The organism is Alphaproteobacteria bacterium HT1-32 (assembly GCA_009649675.1).
Lineage (GTDB): Bacteria > Pseudomonadota > Alphaproteobacteria > Rhodospirillales > HT1-32 > HT1-32.
Genome location: WJPL01000014.1, coordinates 1 through 2,230 on the forward strand (window position 1 = coordinate 1; position 2,230 = coordinate 2,230).

Annotated in this window: 1 protein-coding gene; it reads left to right on the forward strand. The window is 60.6% G+C overall.

Going from position 1 to position 2,230, the window contains the following annotated elements:
* Nucleotides 1-2,230, forward strand: a 2,230-nt coding sequence (locus GH722_20635; GenBank protein MRG74169.1) for a hypothetical protein, incomplete at both ends; no start/stop codon positions are given.

The window sequence follows — 2,230 nt, forward strand, 5'->3', positions numbered from 1 at the left end:
TGACGGGCACACCGTCCGATGATGTGGCAACGGATTACGATCTGGATCCGTCCACACTGGCGGATACCTCCATCAGCCAGACCTTCTCGGTCAATGTGACCGATGATGTTCCGGAAGCCGCTGAAGTTGCGACGCCGACGGTCGCTGATACGGTCACGCTGGATGAAGACGATCTTGCTGACGGTACGGACGACACGAAGGAATCCCTCTCAGCCTCTGGCGACCTCGGTCTGGACGGTGACCTGATCACGATTGATTACGGTGCGGATGGTGCAGCCGACGGCTCACCGACAGCGCTGCAGTATGACGATCTGGACTGGGCGCTTGAAGGTCCGGCAGGTCTGACCAGCCAGGGTGAAGCGGTCACCTACAGCTGGGATGCGGCAACGCAGACCCTGCAGGCCACTGCGGACGGCCGTGATGTGTTCACGGTGGAACTGAACGAAGACGGCAGCTACACCTTCACGCTGCAGGACAGCCTTGATCATGGTGCAGCCGATGGTGAGAACAGCCTCGGCCTTGAGTTCACGCTGACGGGCACACCGTCCGATGATGTGGCAACGGATTATGATCTTGATCCGTCCACACTGGCGGATACCTCCATCAGCCAGACCTTCTCGGTCAATGTGACCGATGATGTTCCGGAAGCGGCAGAAGTTGCGACACCGACGGTCGCTGACACAGTCACGCTGGACGAAGATGATCTGGCTGACGGTACGGACGACACGAAGGAGAGCCTCAGTGCAACGGGCGACCTCGGCCTCGACGGTGACCTGATCACGATCGATTACGGTGCGGATGGTGCAGCCGACGGCTCACCGACGGCGCTGGGTTACGACGATCTGGACTGGGCGCTTGAAGGCCCGGCAGGTCTGACCAGCCAGGGTGACGCGGTCACCTACAGCTGGGATGCGGCAACCAATACGCTGCAGGCGACAGCGGATGGCCGTGATGTGTTCACGGTGGAACTGAATGAAGACGGCAGCTACACCTTCACGCTGCAGGACAGCCTTGATCATGGGGCAGCCGATGGTGAGAACAGCCTGGGCCTCGAGTTCACGCTGACGGGCACACCGTCCGATGATGTGGCAACGGATTACGATCTGGATCCGTCCACACTGGCGGATACCTCCATCTCCCAGACCTTCAGTGTCAATGTGACGGATGATGTACCGGAAGCGGCTGAAGTTGCGACACCGACGGCGGCTGACACAGTCACGCTGGATGAAGATGATCTGGCCGATGGTACGGACGACACGAAGGAGAGCCTCAGTGCAACGGGCGACCTCGGTCTCGACGGTGACCTGATCACGATTGATTACGGTGCGGATGGTGCAGCCGATGGCTCACCGACGGCGCTGCAGTATGACGATCTGGACTGGGCGCTTGAAGGCCCGGCGGGTCTGACCAGCCAGGGTGAAGCGGTCACCTACAGCTGGGATGCGGCAACCAATACGCTGCAGGCCACTGCGGACGGCCGTGATGTGTTCACGGTGGAACTGAACGAAGACGGCAGCTACACCTTCACGCTGCAGGACAGCCTTGATCATGGGGCAGCCGATGGCGAGAACAGCCTGGGTCTCGAGTTCACGCTGACGGGCACACCGTCTGATGATGTGGCAACGGATTACGATCTGGATCCGTCCACACTGGCGGATACCTCCATCACGCAGACCTTCTCGGTGAACGTGACGGATGATGTTCCGGAAGCGGCAGAAGTGGCGACGCCGACAGTGGCCGATACGGTGACGCTGGACGAAGACGATCTGGCTGACGGCACGGACGACACGAAGGAGAGCCTCAGTGCAACGGGCGACCTCGGCCTCGACGGTGACCTGATCACCATCGATTACGGTGCGGATGGTGCGGCGGATGGCTCACCGACGGCGCTGCAGTATGACGATCTGGACTGGGCGCTTGAAGGTCCGGCAGGTCTGACCAGCCAGGGTGAAGCGGTCACCTACAGCTGGGATGCGGCAACCAACACGCTGCAGGCGACAGCCGATGGCCGTGATGTATTCACGGTGGAACTGAATGAAGACGGCAGCTACACCTTCACGCTGCAGGACAGCCTCGATCATGGGGCAGCAGACGGCGAGAACAGCCTGGGCCTCGAGTTCACACTGACGGGTACACCGTCCGATGATGTGGCGACGGATTACGATCTGGATCCGTCCACACTGGCGGATACCTCGATCTCCCAGACCTTCAGTGTCAATGTGACCGATGA